Origin of the sequence: Parafilimonas sp. (assembly GCF_051953455.1) — a bacterium.
Taxonomy (GTDB): Bacteria; Bacteroidota; Bacteroidia; order Chitinophagales; family Chitinophagaceae; genus Parafilimonas.
Genome location: NZ_JBQCIT010000009.1, coordinates 51,509 through 76,983 on the forward strand (window position 1 = coordinate 51,509; position 25,475 = coordinate 76,983).

The 25,475-nt window shown below is 39.8% G+C and carries 23 protein-coding genes; 12 read left to right on the forward strand and 11 right to left on the reverse strand.

Translation table 11 applies throughout. The features are described 5' to 3' along the window. Position 1: 1 nt before the first annotated feature. Entirely contained in the window at positions 2–328 is a 327-nt protein-coding gene (locus ACTHN6_RS03240) for a hypothetical protein (RefSeq protein ID WP_440434274.1), read from the reverse strand. Between the two features lie 218 nt (positions 329–546). Here ACTHN6_RS03240 and ACTHN6_RS03245 point away from each other — a divergent pair, with 218 nt between their 5' ends. Further along, on the forward strand, positions 547–654 hold the full coding sequence (locus ACTHN6_RS03245) for an ORF6N domain-containing protein (RefSeq protein ID WP_440434275.1): 108 nt from the start codon (positions 547–549) through the stop codon (positions 652–654). 203 nt (positions 655–857) lie between these two features. On the opposite strand, the gene ACTHN6_RS03250 is transcribed toward ACTHN6_RS03245, so the two are convergent. From ACTHN6_RS03250 to ACTHN6_RS03260, 3 genes are read right to left on the reverse strand one after another with little or no spacing between them, the layout of a single operon-like run. Further along, the gene (locus ACTHN6_RS03250) at positions 858–1,271 is read right to left on the reverse strand and encodes an N-acetyltransferase family protein (RefSeq protein ID WP_440434276.1); all 414 of its coding nucleotides are present in this window, start codon (positions 1,269–1,271) and stop codon (positions 858–860) included. Positions 1,272–1,312: 41 nt separating this feature from the next. After that, positions 1,313–1,705 carry a VOC family protein gene (locus ACTHN6_RS03255; RefSeq protein WP_440434277.1) on the reverse strand — a complete coding sequence of 131 codons (393 nt, stop codon included), beginning with the start codon at positions 1,703–1,705 and terminating at the stop codon, positions 1,313–1,315. Between the two features lie 59 nt (positions 1,706–1,764). Then, entirely contained in the window at positions 1,765–2,664 is a 900-nt protein-coding gene (locus ACTHN6_RS03260; protein WP_440434278.1) for a hypothetical protein, read from the reverse strand. A gap of 498 nt (positions 2,665–3,162) precedes the next feature. On the opposite strand from ACTHN6_RS03260, the gene ACTHN6_RS03265 reads away from it, so the two are divergent. Both ACTHN6_RS03265 and ACTHN6_RS03270 read left to right on the forward strand, forming a co-directional pair. Beyond that, entirely contained in the window at positions 3,163–3,936 is a 774-nt protein-coding gene (locus tag ACTHN6_RS03265; RefSeq protein ID WP_440434279.1) for an HNH endonuclease, read from the forward strand. Between the two features lie 552 nt (positions 3,937–4,488). Next, entirely contained in the window at positions 4,489–5,376 is an 888-nt protein-coding gene (locus tag ACTHN6_RS03270; RefSeq protein ID WP_440434280.1) for a DNA cytosine methyltransferase, read from the forward strand. Positions 5,377–5,610: 234 nt separating this feature from the next. On the opposite strand, the gene ACTHN6_RS03275 is transcribed toward ACTHN6_RS03270, so the two are convergent. The 3 genes from ACTHN6_RS03275 to ACTHN6_RS03285 form a co-directional block, all read right to left on the reverse strand. After that, on the reverse strand, positions 5,611–6,420 hold the full coding sequence (locus tag ACTHN6_RS03275) for a hypothetical protein (protein WP_440434281.1): 810 nt from the start codon (positions 6,418–6,420) through the stop codon (positions 5,611–5,613). A 66-nt stretch (positions 6,421–6,486) separates the two neighbouring features. After that, positions 6,487–7,293 (reverse strand): hypothetical protein, encoded by an 807-nt coding sequence (locus ACTHN6_RS03280; RefSeq protein ID WP_440434282.1) that lies wholly within the window; start codon positions 7,291–7,293, stop codon positions 6,487–6,489. 25 nt (positions 7,294–7,318) lie between these two features. Beyond that, positions 7,319–7,996: an RNA polymerase sigma factor gene (locus ACTHN6_RS03285; RefSeq protein ID WP_440434283.1), complete on the reverse strand. Its 678-nt coding sequence runs from the start codon at positions 7,994–7,996 to the stop codon at positions 7,319–7,321. An 86-nt stretch (positions 7,997–8,082) separates the two neighbouring features. Between ACTHN6_RS03285 and ACTHN6_RS03290 the strand changes: the two genes are divergently transcribed. Genes ACTHN6_RS03290 through ACTHN6_RS03305 form a run of 4 tightly spaced genes read left to right on the forward strand, consistent with a single transcriptional unit; the run spans position 8,083 to position 10,931 of the window. Then, entirely contained in the window at positions 8,083–8,832 is a 750-nt protein-coding gene (locus tag ACTHN6_RS03290; protein WP_440434284.1) for a multiubiquitin domain-containing protein, read from the forward strand. Then, a complete protein-coding gene (locus tag ACTHN6_RS03295) occupies positions 8,822–9,223 on the forward strand; it encodes an E2/UBC family protein (protein ID WP_440434285.1) in 402 nt (133 codons plus the stop codon). Before ACTHN6_RS03290 ends, ACTHN6_RS03295 begins: the two co-directional genes overlap by 11 nt. A 3-nt stretch (positions 9,224–9,226) precedes the next feature. After that, on the forward strand, positions 9,227–10,612 hold the full coding sequence (locus ACTHN6_RS03300; RefSeq protein ID WP_440434286.1) for a ThiF family adenylyltransferase: 1,386 nt from the start codon (positions 9,227–9,229) through the stop codon (positions 10,610–10,612). Further along, positions 10,605–10,931 carry a DUF6527 family protein gene (locus ACTHN6_RS03305; protein ID WP_440434287.1) on the forward strand — a complete coding sequence of 109 codons (327 nt, stop codon included), beginning with the start codon at positions 10,605–10,607 and terminating at the stop codon, positions 10,929–10,931. Before ACTHN6_RS03300 ends, ACTHN6_RS03305 begins: the two co-directional genes overlap by 8 nt. Positions 10,932–11,107: 176 nt before the next feature. Here ACTHN6_RS03305 and ACTHN6_RS03310 read toward each other — a convergent pair whose 3' ends face one another. Continuing rightward, positions 11,108–12,649: an anti-phage dCTP deaminase gene (locus tag ACTHN6_RS03310; RefSeq protein WP_440434288.1), complete on the reverse strand. Its 1,542-nt coding sequence runs from the start codon at positions 12,647–12,649 to the stop codon at positions 11,108–11,110. A 113-nt stretch (positions 12,650–12,762) separates the two neighbouring features. Beyond that, positions 12,763–13,032 (reverse strand): hypothetical protein, encoded by a 270-nt coding sequence (locus ACTHN6_RS03315; protein ID WP_440434289.1) that lies wholly within the window; start codon positions 13,030–13,032, stop codon positions 12,763–12,765. A 444-nt stretch (positions 13,033–13,476) separates the two neighbouring features. Between ACTHN6_RS03315 and ACTHN6_RS03320 the strand changes: the two genes are divergently transcribed. The 4 genes from ACTHN6_RS03320 (at position 13,477) to ACTHN6_RS03335 (ending at position 20,426) form a co-directional block, all read left to right on the forward strand. Continuing rightward, positions 13,477–13,797: a hypothetical protein gene (locus tag ACTHN6_RS03320; RefSeq protein WP_440434290.1), complete on the forward strand. Its 321-nt coding sequence runs from the start codon at positions 13,477–13,479 to the stop codon at positions 13,795–13,797. A 676-nt stretch (positions 13,798–14,473) separates the two neighbouring features. Then, positions 14,474–15,754, forward strand: coding sequence for a hypothetical protein (locus ACTHN6_RS03325; protein ID WP_440434291.1), 1,281 nt, complete (start codon positions 14,474–14,476; stop codon positions 15,752–15,754). A 58-nt stretch (positions 15,755–15,812) separates the two neighbouring features. After that, the gene (locus tag ACTHN6_RS03330) at positions 15,813–19,037 is read left to right on the forward strand and encodes a SusC/RagA family TonB-linked outer membrane protein (RefSeq protein WP_440434292.1); all 3,225 of its coding nucleotides are present in this window, start codon (positions 15,813–15,815) and stop codon (positions 19,035–19,037) included. Between the two features lie 15 nt (positions 19,038–19,052). Further along, positions 19,053–20,426 (forward strand): RagB/SusD family nutrient uptake outer membrane protein, encoded by a 1,374-nt coding sequence (locus ACTHN6_RS03335; RefSeq protein ID WP_440434293.1) that lies wholly within the window; start codon positions 19,053–19,055, stop codon positions 20,424–20,426. Between the two features lie 27 nt (positions 20,427–20,453). On the opposite strand, the gene ACTHN6_RS03340 is transcribed toward ACTHN6_RS03335, so the two are convergent. Continuing rightward, positions 20,454–20,717, reverse strand: a complete 264-nt coding sequence (locus ACTHN6_RS03340; RefSeq protein ID WP_440434294.1) for a hypothetical protein — start codon at positions 20,715–20,717, stop codon at positions 20,454–20,456. A 90-nt stretch (positions 20,718–20,807) separates the two neighbouring features. Next, positions 20,808–21,245, reverse strand: a complete 438-nt coding sequence (locus tag ACTHN6_RS03345; protein WP_440434295.1) for a MauE/DoxX family redox-associated membrane protein — start codon at positions 21,243–21,245, stop codon at positions 20,808–20,810. 989 nt (positions 21,246–22,234) lie between these two features. Here ACTHN6_RS03345 and ACTHN6_RS03350 point away from each other — a divergent pair. Next, positions 22,235–25,456: a SusC/RagA family TonB-linked outer membrane protein gene (locus tag ACTHN6_RS03350; protein ID WP_440434296.1), complete on the forward strand. Its 3,222-nt coding sequence runs from the start codon at positions 22,235–22,237 to the stop codon at positions 25,454–25,456. The last annotated feature ends 19 nt before the right edge of the window (positions 25,457–25,475 follow it).

A 25,475-nucleotide genomic window follows, 5' to 3' on the forward strand; every position in this document is an offset into this window, starting at 1 on the left:
TTTAAGTATTCAGGGGCGAGGGTGGCGGGCATATAGGCGGGCAGATAATACCTTCTTCCACAATAACGGCATCACCGGTTAAGGCAGTACCTGCAGGCAGCATGTCCTCATTTTCCTCATTTGCAGCCACTAATATAGCAACAGTATTCCCATCTTCTTTCATACCGTAATAAATGCGCAGGTAGCTGCAGCCTGCTGTGGAGAGCAGCCTGGTAATGGCTGCCACTTCAAATGTTTCGCTCAGGGGTAAATTGGAGGGTTTGTTGTTGCGGTAGCGGGTGGTTAGGTCAACGGCCTGCTGCAGTGTGATTTCGTGTGTGGTGGGCATAAATTTTTATTTGCAAAATAGGCAGGGCTGTTTATGCAGGCAATGGTACTGATACCAGAAGTGGATGGTATTGATGCCATTTTTGGGGGGAGCGGAGAGCTGTCTGCTATGGCTGTGAGCTTTGAGCTGTGAGCAAGGGCAGCTATTGACGAGGATGTGGAAGAAGGCTGCAAGCGGCAAGCTACAAGCCTCAAGCGGCGAGCTTTGAGCTATGAACTGTGGGAGACAAGGGTATTGCTGCTTTATATGGTGTTTTCACAAAGCGGTTAAATGAACAGGTAAAAAGAAATCTTAAGCGGTTTCCGCCGATTTTATGTTACAGTTAACCGCCGGGGAACATCTTGCGTATAAGAAGGTGAATGCTGATTAAATGCATCGTCCGCCCTGCGAGACGATGCACGACATAAAGGATGCCATGTTGGCTGCAGTCATGTTTTTGTTTAAGTCTTCTCTTGGGTTAATCTTTGCAACAGCCGAGTCAGATCATTCCAGTAAATCCAATGCGCATTAAAATATTCTCCACCATATTTTAAATAGAACCTTTTGTATCTATTTTCCGGATTAATACCAACACATAAACTTTTTGCATCCGTCCGGTTAACCAGTGTACAAAGGAGATCAACAGTTCTGTTCCTATCTTTTTGTTTTGAGCTGATTTCAGGATATAAAACGACTGAATTTCTGCACCGAAATTATAGCGTGTTGTAAGATGCCCAGCGAGGTAGCCTGCTATTTTTCCATTAGTTACAGCTTTAAGCACTATCCTTTGTGGTTTTGAAGTTTGTGGAGACTGCCCTTTAAAATATGTTTGCCAACGTTGACGCCTGGAATCAACATCAATCTCATAGTCTTCTACACATTCCGGGATAGATTGTCGCTTGCTTTCAATCTCTACTTGTGTCAGTTCTTCGATGTCAGCTTCATTCGCACTGAATATATTCATTCTATACGCTTTGTTGGTATGTTCCCGGTAACCAATTCATTTTATCTGTCAGCAAAAGCTTCACTGTTGCGCGGATCAGTTCCAAATCTCAAAACGTGCCCATTTGGGTCTTCAATTTGCATTTCATACGCCCAGGAAAAATTAGTTGGCGGCAGCTTAATTATTACTCCTTTTTCTTTCAGGTTTTCGTGTAACGAAAAAATGTCTCCATCAAAACCTATCCAGACCCATGTACCGGGAAGCCCTTGCCCACCCCTGCATAAATAAAGACCTGTATTGTCGCGATTGATACTTGTGAAGTTGTCATCTCCCCAATCAGCATTTTTAAAGCCCAGGATGTCAACGTAAAATGATAAGGTAAGAGCCATGTCTTTCACATACAGAACAGGAGCTACATTTTCTATGCGGAAATTTGGAGGTATGGTATTTGCCATTTTTGGTAACTTTTAAACTTAAAGTTTAGGTATTGCAAATGCACCTGCAGCTTTTTCTCTTAAGTAACCTTTCTTTTAAAAACTCTTTCAACCTGGTTTTTTAAGCTAAATGCTTCCGCCCTGCAAGCAATAACATCTTTAAGGAAGGTAAAATAGCTTTTTCTAGCTGGAATGCCGAGGCTAAACGTTTTAGTTATTGTCAGAAATAAAATATTCAGATTTACAGACCAGGAATTGTCGCCTAAACTGCTGTTGTGGAAGTAACTATTTATAATATTTTGTGTTTGATTTTTCAATTTATAAGCACCTTTGGTTGTTTTTGTCAATTCATTTATCTCCTCTTTAATTTTTTTAATTTCTCCTGAAGCTTTTAACTGCATAATAACGGTTAACAGGTCATTTGTGTTCGTAGCTTCCGCTAAAACATAATGCGTAAGCGATGGAAAAGAAAAGTTATGCTCAATACCAATCTTCACATTGTTATACCAGGAGCTTTCTTTTCCTGACATTATTTCCTCATCAATTTTCTTTAATGTAGCAATGAAATTATCATCCATCTTTGGACTTCCTTTTTCAATGATTTTTCCTGCCCTTTCCGGGCTAATAAACAAATCTGCGTCTAAATATTTTGAAGTAAGTAAATAGTTTTGTGCGCCAAGGTCAGGTAAACTAATATGACTATTCCAGTCAACTAAATTACCTGTAGGTAAAAATGGTTCAAAGTATAGACGGGTATTTTTAAGAAACCAGGAAAATCTATACCAATTTGTCTGAAGGCCGTTGGCTATGAATTTTGCTTCATCATATAAAAGAATGGCATTAATATAATTTGACAGACCGCCTAAACTTTCTATAAAGAGTTCATCTGTAAAGGTGTATTGTTCAAAGTCTCCGTTTAAAAGACTTCCTGCCTGTTCCAGCGACCAATTGTCTACTATGCATCTTTTAGAACTATACATATTCAGGTTTGATAAAGTTTACGCACAAACGTTACAGCATTGCTGAAGGCGTGGTATCCGCAATTTATATATAATTATTTCTATAATAAACAGTTTCATTCTTAAATAATCTAATCCAATAACCAGTGAATTTAAAATCCCTTAAACCCGCCTGCAGCTAATAGCTAAAGCCGCACCGTTATCTTCGCAAAATGGCCGGTGCGCATAGCAAAGTAATACGTGGTAAAAACAACTTGCCCGCCGTGGCGGATGGTTGTCATCAACGCAAAAACACAAAGCCTGAAATGCTGGTGCATTATCACCGGTAAAACCTATAAGGTTTCAAGAACCATGAGCTGTCAGCTATCAGCCGTGAGCTATCGGCAAGCATCCATGCCCTGCCGTTTACCTTTTATATCTCATTCGCTACCTGCCAACTATCCACATCTTATGCAACGTGACTCATAGTACACAAGAAAATCCAACCATAAAATTAGCTTTGTTTAAAACCCATTAAAGATGGCTGAACGAAAACTTTGGACAAGGGATGAACTGGTACTTGCCTTAAATCTTTATCTTAAACTGCCATTTGGAAAGCTGCATTCCAAAACGCCGGAAATAATTCACTTGGCCAATCTTATTGAAAGAACAGCAAGCGCAGTAGCTATGCGCTTAAATAACTTTGCGGCGGTTGACCCTTATCACCGGCAACGCGGTATTGTTGGTTTAACCGGCGGCATAAAGCAAGTGGAACCAATTTGGAATGAGTTCATGGATAACAAAGACGAACTGCTATTTGAAAGCGAAAAGATATTGGCTGAAAAAGAACATACATCAATAGAAAATAAATATTCCCCAGACTTAAAGGATATCAGCCATTTAAAAGGTGAATATAAGCTTAGGGAAGTTAAAACAAGGATAAACCAAAATGTTTTCCGGCAGATAGTTCTTGCCAACTATAATGGCCGCTGCGCCATTACAGGTATTGATATCCCCGATCTTTTGTTAGCCAGCCATATATTGCCTTGGTCAAAAAATGAAAAAGAAAGGTTGAACCCCGAAAATGGGATTTGTCTTTCGCCTTTGTACGATAAAGCTTACGATAAAGGCTATATTGGCATTACTGAAAAATATGAGATTGTTTTATCAAATGAATTAAAGAAGAAACAAAATGAAGGCTATCATCAAATGCATTTTGCTTCGCTGCAAGGTTCAAAAATTGTAATGCCTAAAAAATATCAACCTGGTATAAAGTTTCTTCAATACCACATGGATGAGATTTTTAAAGGATGATGTTTTAAAAATCCCCGAGGGTTTTTAAAACCCTCGGGGATTTATGCCAAAGAATGACAAGATGCTTGAGAAATAAAATGTTGAGGGATTAAAGACTTAAGTAACCAGCCGGGACTTAAGCATCAAGACTCAACTGTTGCAAAGGCATTACAACTATAGCTATATCAAGGCGTGTGCACGAAATGCGAAGCATTCATCGCGGCAATTAAAAAAGATATGCCCGAGATAATTGCCGCAATATCATCCTTGCTTGATCTTTTTGTTACTTTTTTCATCAAGCGAAAAAGTAAATAACATGAGTTCGGGATAAGCGTATGTGAGGTGTTATGTTATGAAATTGAAAACTGATTGCAAAATATAGTACGCTTCGAACGTCATTTCGACGACAGGAGAAATCTCTTAGCATTCAACCAGCCTGAATTTCAAGAGATGTCTCGTTACCTCGACATGACGATGCAAGTCCCTGTTCAATTCGCAAACATCTTCAATTCTTATCCCGAACTCACGTTAAATATCAATTTATTTAAAATTAAAATGAAATAAACCTTACTCATGTACCAACCCACAGCTAAAGGCTATTTTTCCGGTTGCGGCGGCATGGAACTTGGCATGCAGCAAGCCGGCGTCAGCATTATACAATCGCTCGATTTAGATGCGGAAGCTACCGCGTGCATGCAGGCCAACCAACACTATTTCGGCCATACCATTCTCACTGCCGATATAAAAGATAAAACAGTATTGGAACAACCCCGTTCCGATATCATCATCGGTACGTACCCTTGCACTAAGTATTCACCTATTGCCGATATACATGGTACCCGTACCGGAGATGATTTGTTCCTGCATTTCTTTCGGCATATAGCTATTGAAAAACCTGAAATGTATATAGTGGAAAACGTGCCGGGCATGAAGAAGTTTAAGGTGGTAATGGAAGCTATGACCAAGCTGCCGGATTATTATGTGCATGTATTTTGCCCGGTAGATGCATTGAATTGGTTACCCCAAAGAAGAAAACGTTTAATACTGATTGGAACAAGAAAGCCTTTTAATATTAGTGAGCCAAAAGCGATCAATAACCGCCCAAGAATAAAAGATATCTTGGAAAGGAACCCGCAGGTTGAAATGCCTGCTTATGTTATAAAAAGGATTACGGGAAAATACAGGGATTTGCCAATAATTATAGATGCCGATAATCCTAATGCTTTTGCACCAACCTGTGTAGCACATTATGCCAAAGACCTCAGTACAAGATTGGTAAAAGATAAACAGGCGCAATATGGTGTAAGACCGTTTTCCATCCGCGAATATGCAAGACTGCAAGGCTTTCCCGATGATTTCTATTTTGAGAAGAAACGTTCTTCTTATAAGCTTATTGGCAATGCCGTACCGGTGCAGATGGGCAAATGGGTGGGTGAAGTGGTGGTGCGGTATTTTAATTGATCTAACAGCAAAATAAATCTTGATCTTATTTTGCTTTCAACGCTCTTTTTATCTTAAGCGCATCCTCTTTCAATAGAGGAATATTATTAGAATATTTGTCAAATGAGGCTGCATCCAAATTTGAATAAGCTTGCATACCCTTTCCTTTATAGGACGGATCAAGCGCTAGGAAATTAGATAACTTAAGCCCTACACCATTAGGTCCGAATGAGCGTCTTGAGGGGGAACATTTTGTTATGCAATTTTTATGACCTCGGAATCTGAATCATCAATATCATTTTTCACATCTCCAGTAAGTAGTTCGTAAATGGTATTTACATTAAATATTAACTTGGGATATTTATCTAAAAGGACAATCATTTCTGAAGACAATTGTTGAATAATCAATCTGGGTTTTCCATTTATGATCTTTTTAAGCACAATTAATGCTCCGCATCGTATTACCCCTTCGTCAATGCCATTCAAAGAGGATACTAACTTGTCAGCTGCATTTGCAAGTTTTTCTGTTTGCTCTGCTGTAGGAAGATCAATGTGTTTTAGTTCAAGTGCTTTTTTGCCTTTTTCGTATAACTTCGTTAAATCTTCTTCGCCAATCGTTGACGAAAAAATATATTTAAGTTTTTTGAAAAACGACCCAAAAACAGGTTCGTCTTCCGTCTCTAGTTCAAAACCTAATGCTTCCATGAAGTCACCGCATGCATTAGTTATAGCTTCTGAACTTTGTAAAGAGACATATGTGTCAGGAACAAAAATGACGGTTTCGGCCTTTAGTTTAGTCTGGATTGCCTTAAATTTTTGTGATACATCCCTAAGTTCCTCTTCTCTTTTTTTTGCAATCAAATTATTCATTGCATCTTCAGAAAAATTAAGTTTAATAGTAGACGTCTCTCTGTTATATAGCTTAGAAGATTGAAGAATAAAATTTAAAAACTCACTTTCTTTTAAGTCAACCCTTATAGTTGAATTGATAACCGAAAAATAGATTTCAATGATGAAAATATTATCAGTGGGGTCTTTAATAACCTTTATAAAATCTTTATCCATAATTATAAACAGCCTACATAGATAATCATATTTCTATAATTACTATCCATAAATTATTCAGTTTATCTATTTATTAAGAACAATTTCTTTTGGAAATAAATTGTTTTCTCTCATCCACGGAATTTCTTTCAGTACTTCACCTTCTGTAAATTTCTGCTTTGCTTCAGACCAATTAAAAAAATAAGTTAATAGGTTTCTATCATTAACTTCTAACTGCCTCTTTAATAATTCTTCCCAGCATGCAAAAAGCGTTGCAATAATTTCAACTCTTGGAGATTTTACCTTTCGAAAAGTATCTATAAGCCAGTGTATTTTTTCTTTTTCTTGCTTATAATATTTATTGAAATCATCTTTATGCGAACCGGCTTTTTCTAATGGCTTATATTTTAATTTTTCAGAAATTTGAAATACAAACCATTTTTTAATCGAAAGTTGCTTATCAATTGATCGCATTAATTTAGGGTCATACGGACCCATTGCTTGTTTTAGAAAGTTTACGGGTAAGTCAATCTTTTCAGTCCGTTGAGTTAGATAAATAAGCTTCTGTAATTTCAAATGCCCGAGAGTCATTTCATTATGCAATTCATATACTATTTCTGCAGCCAAAACGGTTCTACGATAATAATCCACATGCGAAATTTCTTTTGGCATGTTTATCACCTTAACTTGATTATGGTTTTCATTAGAAGAAAACATGAAATCAGGCTCCTTTAAATGCTCTGGAAGTTCAATGTCTGTTTTGCCAAAACAATTTTCAAATTGCTCTATTTCTTTTTCAGTTTCAGGAAATAAAAAACCATATTTTTTTAAAGCAGCATTTAAAATTTCAGCATCATATAAACCTAAGTTTTTTTTGTTGCTGTTTTTTTCCATAAACGATTTTTTACAGTACAAGTAATTATTCGATTTGATTGAGGTGTTTAAGAAGTTTTTCTATTGTTCGTTTTTTTATTGCTCTTAAATTATTGCGGCTAATGTTTAGTTTGTCACATATTTCTATTATGGTTTCTTCAAGAAAATGCTTTTCAGGTTCATCTTTATTAAAATTTAAACAATTATGAATAGCGCACATATCAATTAAATATTGTTCCCTTGGCTTGAGTGCTGAATAAGCCTCTTGAAGTTTTGCCCTTTCCAAACTTATTGGTATTTGAGCAGGCTCATCATCTATTTCATCTTCAATATTGTTAATATCTTCATCCCATTCATCTAATACATGATGCTTTTTAAAAAAATTACTTAGCTCGTTGTTCGCTATCCTACCTAACCAGCCCAAAATCTTTTTATTGATAACTTCTTCATTCCATTCCTTTTGAATATGAAATTTCTTTTGAACATTACAAAGAATCTTTTTAATAGTCTCTTGAAAAATATCTTCAGCAATATCTTGTTTCCATCCACGATTATTTACAAGAATAACACAAACCTTATATACGTATTTGGCAAAGCGATAATAGAATTCCGTTTTTAATTCATTTGTTTCAAGTTCATTGGTACAGACGTTAAGCTTAGAAATCAATTCTGAATTCTTAAGCTTATGTAGACGTCTTTTGGATTTTGTAGCCTCAAGTTCCATGCGGCAGAAGTATTTGTAAATATACAACCCCTAAGCGTTACAAATTTGGTTGTAACGGTTGCAAGTTGTTTAATCAAATGAATTTTATGACAAATACATCAAATGAAAAACGTGTTAGTTTTCCAATTACATTGAATGGAAAAGAAGTTGATTTTCCTAAACCTAATGTTACCGGAAAACAAATTCTCGAAAAATCCGGACTTACACCAGTTCAGTGCTACACACTTTATCAAAAACTCAAAGGCTGCGATTTTACTAAAATCGGCCTTGACGAAGAGGTAGATCTCTCGAATCCCGGCATTGAACATTTTGTTACCAAAGAGCCGGAAGTATTCAATTATCAGATAAATAAGGAGCCGGAAACCACCGACAGAAAACATCTTACACCGCTTGAAATTTTAAAGCAGGCAGGTATTAATTCTGAACATTCATATCTGATTCAAATAAATGAAGACGGTTCAGAAACAGAATTGGCATATCAACCGGAAGAAAAAATAAAAATGCTTTGCACTGGTCTGAAATTCATAACGAGGCATTGGCTGCATGAAGTAAATATTGAAGAGTATGGTAAAACATGCAGACCGGTTACTCCTGCATTGACTTATAAAGTAAGGGTTGATAAATCATACATCAATTTTCGTTTACCGGTAAAGACCGGCGTGCAACTACTCACTAAAGCCAATAAGCTGCCGGTAGAAAAATATGATCTGTTTAAAATAACAAGCAGTAACCCGCAGCCGCAAAAAATTCCTGACCTGCATGCACCGATAAATCTAAGGGAAAAATGTCTGGTTCGATTTGTTACACTTCCAAAAGAACAGCAGGATGGAGAATAATTATAGAAAACAATTTAAGCTGCCTGAAGAAGATTCTGAATTCCTTGACAACAATAAATTTCAATGGGAAGCAATTATTCACGGAGGCAATTGGCTGGTTATACATAATTATCCAATTCCAGCGGGGTACAATGTATCATCGGTGCAGGTTGCGCTGATGATACCACCCAATTACCCGGCGGCGCAGATTGATATGGCTTATTTCCATCCCCATTTACAGAAATTGAATGGTAAAGGAATTTCCGCTACTTCACCACAGGTAATTGACAACAGGAACTTTCAGCGATGGTCAAGGCACAGGCAGCCTAATGAATGGAGGCCCGGGGAAGACAATGTTATGACTCATCTTTTACTGGTAAATAATTGGCTTGAAAAAGATTTAAAAAGATAAACAATGAACAGAATAAGAATATCAGGTGATCATTATAAACAACTACGGGAGCACTTATTTCCCGGTGATTTTAAAGAAGCGGTTGCAGTTGCATTATGTGGCCGCAGTAGCTGGAAAGAGAATACTACCCTATTGGTGCAGGAAGTTTTTTTGATTCATTATGATAAATGTTATGAACGCAGGGGAGATTATGTTCACTGGCCTACAGATATTATCATACACCTGATTGAAAAGGCAAAAAAGAAAGGGCTTGCAATTTTAAAAATCCATTGCCACCCGAGAGGAGGTGAATTCTTTTCAGCCATCGATACCGAGTCAGACATTAATCTTTTCACCGGCATTCATTCGTGGTTAGATGATGGGCTGCCTCATGCAAGTTGTATTATGTTGCCGGATGGAAGAATTTTTGGCCGCTTTATTAATGAGCAAATTGAATTTGAAGAGGTAGATCAAATATTAATATCAGGCAGCACAATTTATAACTGGCAATACAATAACAAAGATTTTATTGATGAAAGTATTCAATTAAGGAACCTGCAAACATTTGGCAGGAAAACTATATCAATGTTAAGCAATATGAAAGCTGGTGTTATTGGATGCTCAGGAACGGGAAGCCCTTTAATTGAACAATTAAAACGCCTGGGCGTTGGTTCACTGGTTTTGGTTGATCCAGATTATGTAGATAAATTAAATCTCAATCGAATTATCAACTCTACCCTTCTCGATGCAGAAAATAAGGTTGCCAAAGTAAATGTTATGCAGCGGTCAATTAAGGAAGCAGGTTTCTGCACTGAAACAATTGTATTCGACAAATACGTCACAAGCTTTGAAGTAATAAAGCAACTTGCTGAATGCGATGTTTTATTTTGCTGTCCCGATAGTGCAGAAGCCCGCCATGTTTCAAACCTCATTTCTTCCTTCTATTTATTACCGCTTTTTGACTTAGGCGTTAAGCTTGATGCTGATGGCAAAGGTGGCATTGAAAACATTTTCGGAAGTGTACACTATATTCAGCCGGGTGGTTCAAGTCTTTTAAGCAGAAAGCAATACAGCCTTCAGGCGCTGGAAACGGAAGGCATTAAAAGAACTAATCCTAAAGAATATGAAGAACGGTGCAGAAATGGTTATCTTAAAGAGGTAAATGAATCCAGTCCCGCAGTTATCAGCATAAACATGCAGGTTGCAGCAACTGCCGTTAATGATTTTCTTAACCGCATACATCCATTTAGGAATATAACTAATGAAGAAGTTTCTTTAATAAGAATATTGTTCAATGAGTTATCAATATTCAGGGAATACGATGAAACTCCTTGTTCCTTTTTCAACAAGTACACTGGCAAAGGAGATATAGAACCATTGCTTAACCTGTCAGAAATTAAAAATGATTAAAAAATTATTTAGCTGGCTGAGCCAAATATTCTGCCAACAAAAAGTTTATAAAGCAAAAACTACTGATGATATGCCGGACACCTTTGCTGAAAATAGAGTTTACATAATTCAAAACGAAGGCTATTCATGGCAGGCTGTAATGGTTTGCCCTTGCGGTTGTAAAAATATTTTGCACATGAATTTAATAAAGGAATATAAGCCATCGTGGAAATTGGAGGTTTACAAAAACAAAATAGTCACATTACATCCTTCAATAAGCAGAACTGTTGGATGCAAAAGTCATTTCTTTATTAGGAAAGGAAAAGTAATTTGGGCATAAGAAAAGACTATTTCATTTTTCTATTTAAGATTCGTTGATAAATAGAAGCACGATTATCTAAATGAATAACTTTCCCACTAGATTTGGGAAAAAGATTTATGGGAGTGTTTATATTTTCCTTTTGCGAAAAATTAATTTGTAGTTGAGTAGAATCTTTTTTAATGCTAGATTTCATACTATGTATTAATTAATTTTTTAGCCTCTAAATCTTGAGTTATCTGTTTTTCTAAAATGGGAATCGCCTGTAAAGATATAGTGATTTTTGGAGGAACCTCTTTCTTCCTAATATTAATTTTTTTCCCATTTATCTTTCTTGAATTAGGATTCATTTTAAAAAATTCTAAATATCTATTAGGTGAAACTCCATCATACATTAAAATTCTAACTAACTTTTGCTTTGACTCATCTTCGGTAATAGCATCATAATGTAACTTAATTGCTAAACTTTTTCTATATGGCTCAATATAGTAAACCTCTTTAATCCCTGCGGCTACAATATGTCTTGCACAATTATGACATGGATATGTTGTACAAAATAATTTTCCATTGACTATCTGTGAACCTGCTTTTTGACCAGCCAAAATAATTGCTAGCATTTCAGCATGAACGGCTCTAGAAAATTCAATTAACTCTTTTATTCTTGATTTTTTTATTATTTCAATTACCTTATCTTTTTTCGAACTTTCAATTATTTTTTCTTTTAATAATGTTTGTACTAATAGTTCAGATATTAAATTCTTCTCTTGATCATTGAAACAAATCCCACCATCCAGATTATAGCATCGATAATCTTTTATAGCTAAAGTTTCGTCTTGTAAAATTTGATACACACTACCTCCTGCTTTTGGAACATCGTTCCATCCAACAGAAAGTAAATCCCCGTTTGAATTTGTTATAGAAGCCCCAACTTGTCTACTTAAACATGCAGAATTTCCCGCAGCAGCTGAGGCTAAATACATAGCCGTTTCATTAGAGGTCGGAGTAATCACTTCAGAAGCAAATATTAAACCAAGATATCTGTAAATCTTAGGCTCCAAAATAGCGGTTGAAGATTCTTCAACCCTTAAAAAAAAATCTGCTTCTACAAAAGTGTTTGTAACCTTTTGACCAAAATCTTTATCCTCCCCTGAATCTCTATTGATAAGCTTATAAATATCGCTTTCGTCCATTTGATATTTCTTGTTGAGGTATGATATCCGTTTTTCGAGATTAGAAAAAACACCTATGAAATAAAATATATCACGATACACTAGCTTTAAAAGATGTAACTCTTCAATATTTTTTATCGAATCAACTATATAGCATATTCTTAGTGATTTGAATTCCTCATCTTCAGATTTTCTTTCTAATTCACGCCTTACGGCTATTTCATTTACTACAAGTTCAGCTAAAATGCTTGGCCCATGGGTGCTTCTTAATTCGTTTCCCGCATCAATTAATTTATCATAATAGTTAAATTTTTTTTCATTTCCATTGAGTGTTAAGCTAGAAGAATGCCTTTTTATAAGATCGCTAAGGGTAATTTTTATACATATATAGTTATACTTTTCTTCAATGCAATTTTTAATTGTATCTGCAACAAAGTGGATATCTGTTCCTATTGGTCCGCACAATCCGATAATTAACTCATCAGTATATGTTTCTTTAATTCTTTTTTCTATCTGAATTAAAGGTTCTATATCATTCTCGGAAGATATCTTTAAAGCTAATTCTGGCATGATAGTAAGTGATGGTTTATTGTTAAAAGAATAGTTGGTAAATTGAAGAAATAGTTAGTTGTGTATAAGTTATGATTTAAAGATATTTATGGTTTAGCTTAGTTAATTACAATTCAACTTTTTAGTTTTCTTTTTAATTCAGAAACTATGACATCAGAGATTATCTTAGGATCAACATTAATTAATGCGGAGAGTCTAAATATTTGCTTGTAAGAAAATTTATCAGGGTTGTGCAAGCGATCAATGTATCTTCCATGATTCATATTTAAATCCTTAGACAAGCTTGTTGGAAACAACTCCTCAATGTCTTTCATCTGCAGCACGTTGCCAGCTTCAAACATGGACTTAATTGATAAATATGTTTTTTTTACAGCCTTTGGCATTGTATTTTAATTCCGATGGCAAAGCTGTTGACTGGTATTAAAATTTACTCGAAAAATTTATTATAAGTAAATAAAAAATTACAATTTGTAAATAAAAATGCTAAATTTGAACTTTAAAACATACGATTTGTAATATTTTATCTAAAATGTTATTTTAAGATAAATATTTGCGATACTTCAAAATATTGAAGCATTCGCTTTGAGTCTCGCTTCTGAAAACTGGTAACTTTCAAAGTGAACGAGATGATAAGTGAAAGCTCACGTCTAAGGGCGTGGGCTCACTTATTCGTTCACGGGTATACCAGTACCTCAGAGGCGGTAAGTTGAGTTCCACGCTTTTTTACTTCAACTTATAGGGCTATAGCGGAATAAAACGGAGATTTCTCCTGCCGTCGAAATGACGGTGCTTTAATAAGAATCGCAGCATGTTTAAAACCCCATGCCATGCACCGCTATGTAATATTCAAACACCAACCACCTGCTGCATCACCGGGGGGTGGTATGGGTATATCCAAAACCCACCTCTACGAACAGCTCCTCGCAGCGGGCTTCACCAAGCAGGAGATACACAGCGTTATCTACAAGCGCATCCTGCACGAGATAGCGTGTAGAAAAGCTTACCAGCAACTATCCCTTGCCGGCAAAATACAATACCATATACAACACTATTCGCGGCAGGCAACCCGCTTTTGTAAACGCCTCACGGCAAAAGGCCTGATGCTGCTTAAAACGCAGTGGGCCAAGAAACCGAAGAATCCCATATGAGCTTGTAGCCAGGGTGTGATTTATAAGGATGAAGAAAGGTATAAGGGATAGGGTGGAAGGTGTAGGGAAGAAGCTGCAAGCCTCAAGCTTCAAGCTGCAAGGAAGAAGCGTTGAATGATGACAGGTGGCAGATGACAGGAAGAAGGCTACAAGCTGTGAGCGGCGAGGGAGGAAAGTCCATAGTCCATAGACGATGGTTTGTTGACCGTTAACCGTTGACCGTTGACCGGGAGGAAGTCCATGGTCGATAGACGATAGTCCATAGTGAGGAGTCGTTAACTGTTGACCGTTGACCGAGAGGAAGCCCATAGTCCATAGATGATAGACCATAGCAGGGAGCGGTGGACCGTTGACGGTTGACTGTCGACCGAGAGAAAAGTCCATAGTCGATAGACGATAGTCCATGGTTTGTTAACCGTTGACCGTTGACCGGGAGGAAGTCCATGATCGATAGATGATAGTCCATAGTGAGGAGCCGTTGACGGTGGACGGTTGACTGTTGACGGTTGACTGTCGACGGTGGCCGGCCTTCCCCCTTATACCTTACGCCATACACCTCATTCTATTGAAATAGGCTAACGGAAGGTTGCAGGCGGTATACTATACCATTCTACCCTGCAATAAGCGATGGCATCGCAACCAAACCTATTATCTCATTTTAAAATTTTAAACTGCAATGAAAAAAATTACAACCGTTGCGGTGCTGCTAATGCTATGCGCATGCGGCAGGCTGCAGGGGCAAACCGACACCCAGCCTTTGAATCCCGGTGATATAGTGCCGGATGTGCCATTGCAACTGGTAAACTTCCCGCAGCAGCAGGAAAGACTTTCTTATTTCACGGACGAGCTGGTGATACTGGAGTTCTGGAGCCCGCATTGTTTGGCCTGTGCTCATATGGTGGCTTTGCTTGACAGCCTGCAGCAGCAATTTGATACGCGTATCCGCATTTTACCGGTGAGTTCCATACAGACAACACTATCGGCCTCCGATATAAAACAGTTTATCAAAGGATATAAACAACGGATACCGGGCGGTTTTAGCCTTCCTTCGGTTGTTGAAGACAGCATTTTGTCAAAGCTTTTTCCTTTTGCCGGAGTACCCCAGTTTATCTGGATCCGGAACGGGATATTTAAACTGCGCACCGATGATGTAACGACACAGTATATACAGGATGTACTCCATGATAAAACCAGTGACATTAAGACGGCACCTACAAGAACGTATTATAACATCGACACCCGCCTTGAGGATTTTACTGCCGGTGCGATGAACGCTGCAACGGCGTACCATTTGTTTAAAGGTGAGATCAGGGAGTTGTACCCGGCAACAGGCTTTGTGAAAGATACTATAAACGGCAACCGGATTGTTGCTGTTAACAGTAGTGCCGGTGGGCTCTTTGCCCTGGCATTCGATGCTCCTGTGCCATTGTACAGTAACCGGATTATTAACCAAACAGGAGAAGCGCGTTTATTTGATGACCTGGTTTTTTCAGACAGCACATTTAACGGCCCTTTCTATAACTATGAATTTACCGGAAACGCAGGTTTTGCTGCTTTAAGGAAGCAGATGCAATACGACCTGTGTCATTATTTTAAAATAAGGGCCTCTGTTGAAAAGCAGGTGGTGAACAGTTATGTATTAACCGTTACCGATACCAGCCTGCTGAAAACTTCGGGAAACATAGAAGGCAACAGCTTGTATGAACCTATCACCGGCGACAGGGTAATGTATAACCAGCCTGTTTCTGTGCTTGTGCAAAGGCTGAACCGCTTATATAAGCTACCTGTACTGGATGAAACACACCTGGCTGCCAATATTGACCTCCGGCTGCCCAATGATCTCCTGGATGTTGCCGCTGTCAATGCCATGCTCAGCAAGCAGGGGTTGTTATTAACGAAGGCTCCGCGGCCGGTAGAAATGTTTGTGTTAAGCGCTGCCACCGGCTGCACAAAGTAGCGGCTGTATGATGCCGCAGTTTATAATCAATTCAATTCACATTTAAACTTCATTCATTATGAGAAATATACTTTTTCTTTTTTGTTGCTGTGTTTTGTATGCGACGCAACTTGCTGCACAGGAAACGGGGAATTTTATGGTTTTCGGTTATGTATACGATTCGCTGAGCATGCAGCCGCTTGCAGGCGTAACGGTAGGCCTGCTGCAATCCGATATAAAAACCCTCAGTAAAGATGACGGAAGTTTCAGCCTGCCCTTAACCAGGGAAACGGGTGTATTATCTTTTGCCTGCACAGGGTATAAAAAGCTGATGCAGCAGGTGGGCCGCAACGATAATCCGCTTACAATTTTCCTTACGATGAGCCCGGGCAACCTGCAAACAGTGGTGGTAAATACCGGGTATCAGCACATTTCCCGGGAAAGGGGAACAGGCTCCTATAACTATATTGATAAGCAGCTTATCAGCAGGAGCGTTTCGCCGGGCATACTTACAAGAATCGAAAACCTTACACCGGGTTTGCTTTTCAATCACGGGGATGCAGCAAAGGGCGATGCGTTTACCATAAGGGGGCGGAGCACTATTTATGCCAATGCCAGCCCGCTGATTGTGCTGGATAATTTTCCTTATGACGGCGATATCAATAACATTAACCCGAATGATGTAGAGAGTATAACCCTGTTAAAGGATGCTGCGGCGGCGTCTATCTGGGGTGCAAGGGCAGGTAACGGCGTTATTGTAATCACCACTAAAAAAGGGAAAACGGCCAAACCTGTTGTTGAATTCAGCGCCAATACAACCATTGCCGGCAGGCCGGACCTTTTTAATATCAGCCAGGTTAGTGGCAGCGATTATGTTTTAATTGAGAAGTTTCTTTTTGACAATGGCTACTACAACTGGATGTTTACAGACAGTTATCATACGGCAGCACCACCGGCAGCTACGTTGCTGCATGCTGCAGCATCCGGCGAGATAACCGGCGAAGAAGCGGAAGCCGCCATTGCCGCTATGCAACAGCATGATGTGCGGAACGACCTTAAAAAATATTTTTACAGGAACAGCCTGAACCAGCAATATGCGCTGAATGTGAGCGGTAAAACCGAAAAAACAAGCTATTATTTTTCTGCAGGATATGATAAGGCAATGGCTGCCTTAAAAGGCAAAGGTTCAGAGCGGGTAAGCCTGCGCAGCATGAATAGCTTCAAACCCTTTAAAGGGCTTGAACTGGAAGAAGGCGTCAATATAACGCTCTCGGCAAACCGCCTGTGTAAAAATGACGGCTATGATTATTCGAGCCCCCTGCAGGGCAGGTTTTATTATCCTTATGCAAAACTTGCAGATGACAAGGGTAATGCCCTGCCGGTATATATAGATTACAGTAAAACGTTTACAGATACGGCGGGGGGCGGCAGGTTGCCTGACTGGACCACCCGGCCGCTTGATGATATTGATGCGCAGGTAAATACTGTAAAAATTGCAGACTATACGGTATTCTCCCGGCTTAGTTATGCAATCACCCAACACCTGCAAATTGATATAAAATACCAGTTTGAATACCAGCAAACGACGAATAAAACCTATTACGGGCCAGATGCTTTCTATTCCAGGAACCTCATTAATAATTTCACCCAGCTGAATTTTACGACAAATGCCACAAACTACGTTATTCCGAAAGGCGCAGTGCAGGATGCCTACACCGGTTCTTTAGCCTCGCACCAGGGAAGGGCCCAGCTAAACTTCAGCAAGGGCCGGGCTGCAGGCAGGCATCAGCTTAATGCCATTGCAGGGTTTGAGATCAAAAGCACTGTGAGTGAGGGCAGTGCCAACCGCATATACGGTTATGATAAAGAACATAATACGATAAACGGCTCCATCGATTATAAAAATTACTATCCCCAGTATTCGAACCCGGGTTCACGAAGAATACCGAACAATAGTTATCTTGATGGCGCAACGGACCATTTTATTTCCTATTACGCCAATGCCGGATACAGTTTCCGGCAATTGTACGACCTGACCGGCAGTATCCGCATTGACGAAGCCAACCTGTTTGGTGCAGAGGCCAACCAAAAAGGGACACCTTTGTGGAGTGCAGGTGCTGCCTGGAAGTTAAGCAATGAACCATTTTATCATAATCACTGGTTACCCTACCTGAAACTGCGGGTAACGTACGGCTGCAACGGTAACATATCAAGGGTAGCTTCGGCCTATGCCACCATTTTATACAATACTGCTGTAGTAACGAATACACCTGTTGCCATTATTACCAACCCGGCTAATCCCGCACTTCATTGGGAAAGGACAAGCACTTTCAATGCCGGGACAGACTTCGCCACAAGGAATGACCGGTTTAGCGGCAGCATAGAATTTTACTCGAAAAATTCATCGGGTTTGCTGGGTTCCGCACCCTTAGATCCAACATCAGGCATCGGATCATTTATTGACCCTTCTTATTATGGAAATGTTGCTGCCATGAAAGGTAAAGGGGCAGATATACAATTAAATACTGTAAATATTGATCACGGGCTTACCTGGCGTACCGGCTTTATTTTTAGCTGGGCGGCAACAAAAGTTACGCACTATTATGTTCCGGAAAGTAACACCGGTGCCAACTATGTATATGCCAACTCCATTAACCCTGTATTGAACAGGCCGCTGTTTAGCCTGTACAGCTATGCCTGGGGCGGGCTGGATGCATCCAACGGAAATCCCCAGGGTTATCTGAACGGTAAGATCAACGAAGATTACAGCAGCATTTATAGCGGTACGCCGGTTGACAGTATGGTTTATAACGGCCCGGCGCAACCGGTTTTTTATGGTGCATTGAGAAATGATATCGGTTATAAAGGATTCAGCCTGTCTTTTAATATCAGTTATAAGCTGGATTATTATTTCAGGACGGCATCGGTGAACTACGGCAGTCTTTATGCAGCCTGGAATGGCAATGGTGATTTTGCAAAACGATGGCAAAAACCGGGTGATGAAAAAATCACGCATGTACCCTCTATGTCTTATCCTGCCAACTATTACAGGGATTTTTTTTACCAATATTCGGCGGCGCTTGTAGCCAATGCCGGTAATGTGAGGCTTGAAGATATAAACCTGAGTTACATGTTTCCCCGAAAAACAAATAACAAGTCCGCGATACAAAGCCTGCGGTTATTTATTTATGTATCGAACGTTGGAATACTCTGGAAAGCAAACCGGTTTAATGTAGACCCATATTACAACAATATCGCCCGTGAAGGCCGCAGCTTTTCTACCGGTATTACTATCAGTTTTTAAATAAAAAATACTATTATGAAATATTACTATACCGCCATAATGCTTCTTTTCATGATGGGTTGCCGGAAAAATGATTTTCTTGATGCGAAGCCCAATCCTTCGGTTGTTGTGCCATCCACCCTTTCAGATTACGAGGCATTATTGAACAATGACGCCACCATGAACGGCGAAACATACGGCATTGTTCCTGTGCTCGGAGAAACGGGTGCAGACAATTATTTCCTTCCGGATGATGTTTATAGTGCAGTTTTAAAGCCTCTTTACCGTAAGTCCTATACATGGGAAAAAGATGTTTTCCAGGATGAACAGGTTAGTGACTGGAACCTTCCTTACCAGAGTATTTATATAGCCAACGTTGTTTTGGATGGTTTGCAGGAATTACATCCGGATGCAGATGAAACCATAAGATATAATGAAACCATTGGCTGCGCACTTTTTTTCAGAGCACATGCTTTTTACCAGCTTTCACAGGTATTTGCCAAACCGTATGATAAAGCCACGGCAGCCAATGACCCGGGGTTGCCTTTACGGCTTACAAGTTCCCTAACAGAAAATCTCAAGCGGAGTTCGCTTGAAGCAACTTATCAACAAATAATAACAGATACAAAAACAGCAATAGGGCTTATGCCTGCACGGCCTGTATATGCAACACAGCCGGGTAAGGCGGCCGGCTATGGTTTACTGGCCAGGTTGTATTTAAGCATGCAGGACTATACCCAGGCCCTGGCCTATGCGGATTCGTGCCTGCAACTGCAGCATGACCTGATGGATTATAATGATCTTGATACAACAGGCAATTACCCGTTTACTATTCTTAACAGTGAGGTGATTTTCCAGTGTGAGATGATAAGAGGGACTGATGTGGTGCCGGTAAATGCCAACTATTGTTACGTGGATACTGCTTTGTTTGATATGTATCAATCCAATGACCTCAGGAAAGTTGTTTTCTTCAATCCAAAAAGCGGATATCATTATTTTAAAGGCAGTTATTCCGGCTATTATGGTATGTTTTCCGGTATTGCAACAGATGAAATTTATCTCATGCGTGCTGAATGCTACGCGAGAACGGGCAGGCAAAAACAAGCACTGGAGGATATAAATACTTTATTGGAAAAACGGTATATAGCCGGAAATTTTGTACCCTATACAATTGCCAATACACCCGATGTTTTGCAGTTGGTGCTGGATGAAAGAAGAAAAGAACTCTGCTTCCGCGGATTACGCTGGACTGATTTAAGAAGGCTTAACCTGAAAGACGGGCATATCGTTCTGTACCGGCGTGTGGGTAATGCATTGTATACGCTGCCTCCAAATGACAGCCGGTATGTTTACCCGGTTCCATCACCGGTTATCAGCTTAAACCCGGTAATAGAACAAAATAAAAGGTAAAAACGGGAGGGTGTACCTCCCGTTTTGTTAATGGAATTTTCTGTCCGGCGTATCTGCGGGTGTGGCATCACTTATAGTTGATGGGGTGCGGGCGGAAAGAAACCCTTTTGCACAGATATCCTGACCGTTTAAACATCCTGACGACGGGTTCTCACCCACTACATCTTCACTATATGTACCATTGGCATTTCTCGTGTACCAATGATATTCCTGGGCCTTGTTTAAAGCCGGGAATGCAAATGCAGATACCGCAAGAACGATGGCAACCATGCCTGTAAGCATTTTTTTCATGATATAACAATTGTGTTAAGAAATGAGCGCCTACTTCTTTTTTTACAGGATTTTCGGCTTCCAACCTGCTTATCGCGATAATGTTTTTATTCATACTTTTTTATACCGGCGGCTTTGCCTGCTTAGCCGAAGGGCCGCTATATCCAGAGCGATGAAACCTATGTTGAAGAGAATATGTTGCTTCCATCCCATTTTTGCAATCAGGCCCCCGCAGCTGCAGGGCAGGCTGGTTTTTAATAGTACCATCGCCAGCAGGTAGAGTGTAAACACAGCCAGCAACGCAGCCGCTGCATATAAGCCATGCCGGGCTGAGGCAGGAAAGAACAGTAATGTCACCACGGTGATTTCAGCAAGCGGCACTGCCCATGATATGAATACCGCTGCCGGCGCCAGCCACGGAAACTGCCGCAACTGCGCATAAAAAACAGCATGTTCTGCCAGTTTGCTTATAGCCGTATAGCCAAATAACAGCATGAGCATGCCACTGATGACCTGAATGGCTATATGATGCACCCGTTTTGCTTTCATGCAGTTTTATAAAATGCGTGTAAGGTAGGTGTATGGAAGCCTGCAATTATGGGTATTGATGCCAGAATTTAAGGGTACTGATCCCATTTCTTTCCCGGAAAACTGCATAAACCCGGTTCTTTCTTCCGGCAGGAAGCGCGAACCATGCTTCAGGTATGGAGGAAGGTACAAGGAGATATGGAGGAGGGTGCAAGGAAGTGCGAAGGTTATTGCCCTTTTATGCACCGGTGCGCCGGATATCGTAAATTTTAAAAAACTTCACGGGCAGCGTTTGGATTTTCTTTGCCCTGCGCTTAAAGTGAGACCGTTTCCCTCAATATGGGAGAAAGCGAATACCATTCATCCTTATTTTGAAATCTTTAACATTTTGCTAACAGCTGATAGTTTGCTTTGCCGGGATAAATACATATGTGTTTAGTATATATAAAAAATGTTATGAATCAGCATATTGTTGATCCATGATAAATTTATGAGTTATGTTCAGATTTGGGGCGCACGGCACAGTCCTAAAAAAATTAACAATACTTTTTATTTTTTTTAACCGTTTGTTTATTTTCTGATATTTTTACAATGCAATCTTGTAAATATCTTATCAATGGCTAACAAGCGTTTGTATTATTTATATCTAATTTATATATTTTTTCAATAATTATATATTTTGCTTTGACAATCAAAACGTATATAACTTATGTCTCCGTATTGATTATGCAGCGCTTAGGGTTTCGGGTTTGTCTTTAAAGCATTATAATTTAACGGAACATTGAAATTTTCTTAACCATTTGTTCATACGCTTATATTTCTTCAGGATATCCTGAAAAGACAAAATGAGAACGGTATAAAATGAGATCGTAATATCCGGGAACGCAACGAATGCTTTTTCGTTGCAGTTTTTTATGCAGGGAGTTATTATTCGTGGTTAATAAGTTTTTACTTACAATAACGCTTTTTCTTAATCCTTATAATCACATACATAAATTAAATTGTCCAAAATGAGAAAGACAGTAAGTATGTTTATCATGGTGCTGCTTACGAGCGTTGCGGCGTGGTCGCAGGGTAAAATAAGCGGTACGGTGAAAGACCAGAACGGGGATCCCGTTCCCTTTGCAACAGTTAATGTAAAAGGCACAAAAGTTACAGTTGCAGCAGATGTGAATGCAAATTTTACCATTCCTGCCAAAAGCGGCGATGTGCTGGTAATTACGGCGGTTGGGATTGATCCTTTGGAGGTTACAGTGGGAAATGACCCTGTAATAACGGCAACCGTTAACAGGACTTCCGGTACTATAACAGACGTGGTTGTAACTACGGCGCTGGGTATCAGGAGAAGCAAGAATGAATTGCCTTATGCCGCACAGCAGGTTTTGGGAGATGAAGTGAGCATGCAACGTTCAGGTAATTTTATCAATAACCTTAATGGTAAGGTGGCAGGTTTGCAAATTAACCAGTCAAATAGTTTGGGTGGTTCTACAAATGCTGTATTGCGTGGTAATAAGTCCCTCGCTGGCAGCAATCAGGCATTATTTGTTATTGACGGGGTGCCTGTAAGTAACAATATCACCAACTCAGGGAACCAAACTACAGGTCGCGGCGGTTACGATTACGGAAATGCGGCTGCAGACATTAATCCTGACGACATAGCCTCCATTACTGTGTTAAAGGGTGCCGCTGCAAGCGCGTTATATGGTAGCCGGGGTTTTAATGGCGTTATCCTGATTACAACCAAGAAAGGCAGAAAGGGTTTAGGTGTAACTGTTAATGCAGGCGTTACAACCGGAGGTATTTTAAAATCGACTTTTGCAAAATACCAGAAGTCTTATGGTGGCGGCTACGGACATTATTATGAAGGGCCAGACAGCGGCCCCAATGCCTATAACTTTCTATACCGTGATATTAACGGTGATGGTGAACCGGATTTAGTAGATCCAACCAGCGAAGATGCTTCTTATGGTGCAGCTTTTGACCCGAATTTAATGGTTTACCAATGGGATGCTTTTGATACTTCCTCAGCTTTTTACGGAAAAGCAAAACCATGGGTTGCCGCTAAAAACGGTCCTGAAACTTTTTTCCAAACACCTTTTTCCTATAATACCAGTGTATTTGTAGACGGTGGCGATGATAAAGCCACTTTTAAATTAGGCTATACAAAAAATGATGATCAGGGAGTTTTGCCAAACAGCCGTGTAACTAAGGATGGTCTTAATTTAGGCGGCGATCTGAAGCTTACAGATAAATTGACAGCCAGCGCCAACATAGATTACAGCAGGGTTAAAGGGTTGGGCCGGTACGGCACGGGTTATGACTCAAAAAACCTGATGACCACTTTCAGGCAATGGTTCCAGGTAAATAATGATTTACAGGAATTAAAACAGGCCTATTTCCGTAATCGCCAGAATATAACCTGGAACTGGGCTGATCCTACGGATCTAACCCCCATTTATTGGGACAATCCTTACTGGGTGAGGTATGAGAATTATGAAAATGATTCCCGTTCCCGCTATTTCGGGTATGCCTCCTTAAATTATAAACCAGCAGAATGGGTAAATATTTTAGGCAGGGTTTCATTAGACCATTTTAACCAGCAGCAGGAAGAACGCATAGCTGTTGGAAGTGTAGATCCTTCTCTGTATAGCCGGTATCTCCAAAACTACAGTGAATATAACTATGATATCCTTGCAACTTTTATCAAAAGCATTACTACAGACCTGAAGTTTAACGGGTTACTGGGTATGAATATCAGGAGGGATTACAGCAATTCCATTTTTTCTTCCACCAATGGCGGTTTGATTGTACCGGGGGTATATTCACTGAGTAACTCCGTAAGTACACCTTTGGCGCCTACTGAAACAGATCTTCGCTATGGCACTGATTCCTATTTTGGCGGGGCAACTTTTACCTATAAGGAAGTGTTTACGTTGGATGGAACGCTCAGAAGAGACCAATATTCTACCTTGCCAAGGGGTAACGATATTTTTTATTATCCATCCGTATCAGCAGGGTTTATATTCTCCAACCTGCTGCCGGGTGCAAAATCATGGCTCAACTATGGTAAATTAAGGGCAAATTATGCTGTTGTAGGTAATGATATGGGGCCTTACAATGTGTTTGATACATACGTGCTTGGTTCGCCATTTAATGGCCAGCCCCTGGCATCAGTTCCTTCAACCAAGAGTAATGAAGACCTGGTTCCGGAAAAAATACAAAGCAAAGAAATAGGTATAGAATTGGGATTTCTTAAGAATCGAATTACTGCAGACCTGACCTACTATTATGCAAAGTCAATTGACCAACTTGTTCCTGTAGCCGTTTCAACTGCTACCGGTTATTCTTTCAAGTACTATAATTCAGGCACTGTGCGCAACAAGGGTATTGAAGCTACATTAATGGTAACCCCGGTGAAAACAAAAGACCTTACCTGGGACCTTACTTTCAACTTTACCCAAAACCGCAACAAGGTGCTTGTACTGCATGATTCAGCAGATAACCTGCAACTGGCTTCTTTCCAGGGTGGTGTTTCTATTAATGCAACTCTTGGCAAGCCTTATGGCACTATCCGCGGTTCTGATTATATTTATACAAACGGTCAGAAAACCGTTGGTTCCAATGGCTATTATTCAATTACATCTGCTTCCAATAATTTAATCGGTGATCCTAACCCGGACTGGATGGGTTCAGTGTCCAGCAGCCTGCGTTACAAGAACCTTTCTTTCAGCTTTTTGATCGATACAAAGCAGGGGGGTGACATTTTCTCACTTGACCTGTACTATGGTTTAGCTACCGGCTTATATCCTGAAACAGCCGGTATGAACGATCTTGGCAACCCGGTTAGAAATCTTTTAAGCGATGGCGGTGGTTTGATTTTACCAGGCGTTACGGCGGACGGGAAAGAGAATACGACAAGGGTTTCTGCTTCTAACTACGGCACATTTGGTTATGCAAGAAACCCGGCAAAGACTTTTGTTTATGATGCCAGTTTCGTTAAGTTAAGGGAGGCAGCTATTTCTTATTCCCTTCCAAGTGCATGGCTTAACGATGGTAAGTTTATTAAAGGAATTGATCTTTCCGTTGTGGGTAGAAACCTTTGGATCATACATAAGAATTTGCCTTATGCCGATCCGGAAGAGATCATCAGTGCGGGCAACTACCTTGGTTACCAGGGTGGCGCTTATCCCACTGTGCGCACATTTACCTTCAACATTAAAGCAAGGTTCTAAACAAACACGTAAAAAATAC